This is a genomic window from uncultured Campylobacter sp. (assembly GCF_938045205.1).
Classification (GTDB): Bacteria; Campylobacterota; Campylobacteria; order Campylobacterales; family Campylobacteraceae; genus Campylobacter_B.
In genome coordinates this window covers 1-3065 of record NZ_CALIMY010000091.1, presented here as the reverse complement: position 1 = coordinate 3065, position 3065 = coordinate 1, and the positions used below count along the sequence as shown (strand labels likewise).

Below are 3065 nucleotides of genomic sequence, written 5' to 3'. Positions count from 1 at the left end.
GGTACTGAGCTCGAATGCAAATACCGCGCAAAGCGGCAGCTACGCAATGAGCAAAACCCACGAGCAAAACCGCGCCGAGATAGTCGCCGCGGACGTGAAATTTGCAAGCCGCTTAGTCGAGCGGATATACGCGCGTCTTGGCAAAAAAGCAAATCTAAACATTCAAATCGAAAAGGACGTGGATCTGCTCCAGCGCGCGCAGATGCTTCAAATTTTGCACGAGCTAGGCTATGAGATGAGCGTAGAGGATATGGCAAAGGAGTTTGACCTGCCTCCGAGCGCAAAAACCGCGCCGCAGGCAAAAACGGATTCCGAAAAAAATGCCGCGAGCTTGGAGAAAAACGCCGCCGTGCCGAAATATCTTACAGAGATAGAGCGGCAGACGGCGCAGCACGATTTTAGCGCCGCAAGCTCGCAAATTTCATCATACGTTAAAAGCGTGGTAGATAAAGCCCAAACCTACGAGCAGGCTTACGAGATACTTGCTAAAAATCCACTCGGTTTTAAACTCGATGCGCTGGAGGATGAGCTATTTCGGATTATAGCGAATGCTGAAATTTTAGGCGCGGATGACGATGAATATTAGCTTTTTCGATCCGCCGCAGCAGGTCGTACAATATATCAAAAAGAAACGGGCGGAACTTCATTTCGATTATGACGAGATTATGCACGAGGCGCATCATCGCGTCTTTACGGTTGCAAAGATCACGAGGCTAGACCTTCTAAAAGATATTCAAGAAAGCCTAGCTCTTGCCGCGCAAAAGGGGCAAGGATTTGATGAATGGAAGCGTGGCATCAAAGATACTCTAGCACGCAAAGGCTGGCTCGGAGACGTAGTCGTAACCGATCCAAAAACGGGCGAGGAAAAGCAAATTTATGTCGGCGACAGGCGACTAAAAAATATCTACAACACCAATATGCGAGTAGCCTATGCCGCAGCGCGTTACCAAAGCCAGATGAGCTCGGATCTGCCGTATTTTCGTTACGTCGCGGTGCTGGATGATCGCACCAGAGCGAGCCACCGCGCGCTGCACGGGCTGATACTTCCTAAAAGCCATCCGTTTTGGGATAGGGGCTATCCGCCGAACGGCTGGAACTGTCGCTGCAAAGTGCAGGCGATAGATGACGACGATTTGCGGCGAGAGGGCTGGAGCGTGGCGGAGGATATCCCGCCTATTAAAATCCATCCCGACTGGGCATATAACGTCGGCAAGACGGATAATTTAGACGAGGTTTTATCTGAAAAGCTCGCGAAATTTAGCAAAAGCCGCGCGATTTCAAAGAGTGTTAAAAAGGCGGTTAAAGATGATTTAAATGACTTTTCGCATAAGCGCGATCTTTACGTTTGGCAAAAAGGGCTTAATGCGATGGTGGATTTCATACTAAAAGGCGGAATCATCAAAGAAAAAATTTATCAAATCGCTCAAGTGGGCATGCTCGTCCCGAGCGTAGAAAATGGATTATCTGCCCTGGGCATAGAGCCTAAGGCACAAAGCATCGCGATCTATCAAAATACTATCTCTCATATCACGCGCGATAGTAAGCCAAAGGCAAAAGAGCCGAACGCGGACGAGATTAAAGCGATCGTAGGTGTGCTGGATAGGGCGAAGCATGTGTTTTATGATAGGAAAGAGAGAGTTTTATTGTATTTTTACAAAAGCTCACAAAGCGACGGGATGATAAATTATGCGGTAATCCATTTAGATTATACGCTCAAAAAATTTAAAACGGATAACTTTATAGCGACGATTAGTAAGATGCCATCTAGAAACTACCGAAGCGTGCTGAAAGATGAAAAGAGATATATAAGGTTAAAGTAGCAAGGCCGGGCATCGAACCCAAGTCATTCATAGTCGCTTTCGCGAGTATCCCTCTGCCAAATCTGAGGGCATCTCTTGCTACTTTAAAAACGATTATACCACCGAGGCGGAAAAATGTCAATAAAAATCACGGGTATGGATGAGATAGAGGCTAAGCTTACGGCGCTGCAAAATAGCTTAAGCGGAGCGCAGATGAAAAGCAAGCTCGCACGCATCGGCGAAAAGGTACGAACGCAGATAGAGCTAAGCTTCGAGCGGGAGCGTAGCCCATTTGGGCAGGCGTGGACGCCTCTAAGCGTAAATACCGCCATAGCGTATATGAGAAAAAGTGGCGCGCGAGGAGGCGCGAGGAGGCGTAACCGCGTATTTTTAGCAAAATTCGGCGCCGGTGGCAGTAAGAAAATATTGCGGGTAACCGGACATTTGGCGGAGCTTTGGAGCGTTGATCCGAGCGAAACCAGCGTAACGATAAGCAATAATAGCTCAAATGAGGGCTTTCCCTACGGGCTAACGCATCAATTCGGCTCACATAACGGCTGGGGGCGCGGCATCTATATCCCCGCCCGCCCGTTTCTATCGATAGATAAAAGCGGAGCGCTTCTGCCCTCGTTACAAAAAGATATAGAAAACTATCTAATCCGAGAGATAGAAAAGGCGGTAAAGTAGAACTTTTGCGATTTTATGGGATTATTCGGGGTGATCTAATTTTTCTTTCAGAGCTTCTTTGGCGTATCGATTCAGCTCTTCGTCGGTCTTGAGAATTTCTATTGTGCAAAAGCTGGTGCCGCATTTCGGACATTTGCGCCAACGCTGCACCGTAGTGCTTTTGATCGTGGCTATGACGCAGGTTTTTTCGTAGGCACACTTCGGGCAGATCATACTTGCCCTTTGCTGGCACGAAATTGTGCGATCTTGCTTAGCCCGGTGATTAGCTTGCTTGCGTTTGCCGCGCTTAGCTTTGCCAGCTGCTCTTCCTTGCCGAGTAAAATTTTACATTGCCGCATCGTAAAGCCCAAAAGCCCCCGCTCGTCCATACCAAGGTGAGCGGCAAGCGCGCTTATGCGAGAAAACTGCGACGGGCTTATTTTTTTGATGACGGGCTTCGCATCTTTGCTGCTCCGCTTCGCCTTGCCGAGCTTACCGCTTGCATTGTAGATCAAATTTCGCCCCAATATGTCGGGCTTGAAGTCCGTTCCGTCCTCTGCGCGGCCGCATAAAATATCAAGCGCGCGCTCAAGCTCGCTT

The 3065-nt window shown here is 48.6% G+C and carries 5 protein-coding genes; 3 read left to right on the top strand and 2 right to left on the bottom strand.

The annotated features are described in order from the left end of the window. From Q0198_RS05010 to Q0198_RS05000, 3 genes are all read left to right on the top strand, one after another. On the top strand, nt 1-586 hold a 586-nt coding region (locus tag Q0198_RS05010; protein WP_297895743.1), incomplete at its 5' end, for a DUF935 family protein. Next, entirely contained in the window at nt 576-1820 is a 1245-nt protein-coding gene (locus Q0198_RS05005) for a phage minor head protein (RefSeq protein WP_297895740.1), read from the top strand. The genes Q0198_RS05010 and Q0198_RS05005, both read left to right, overlap by 11 nt. A gap of 114 nt (nt 1821-1934) precedes the next feature. Further along, entirely contained in the window at nt 1935-2486 is a 552-nt protein-coding gene (locus tag Q0198_RS05000; protein ID WP_297895737.1) for a phage virion morphogenesis protein, read from the top strand. Nucleotides 2487-2507: 21 nt separating this feature from the next. Here the strand turns inward: Q0198_RS05000 and Q0198_RS04995 are convergent, their stop codons facing one another. Together Q0198_RS04995 and Q0198_RS04990 are read right to left on the bottom strand one after the other, a co-directional pair. Next, a complete protein-coding gene (locus tag Q0198_RS04995) occupies nt 2508-2699 on the bottom strand; it encodes a hypothetical protein (RefSeq protein WP_297895735.1) in 192 nt (63 codons plus the stop codon). After that, the coding region (locus Q0198_RS04990; RefSeq protein WP_297895732.1) for a hypothetical protein at nt 2696-3065 on the bottom strand (370 nt) is incomplete at its 5' end. The genes Q0198_RS04995 and Q0198_RS04990, both read right to left, overlap by 4 nt.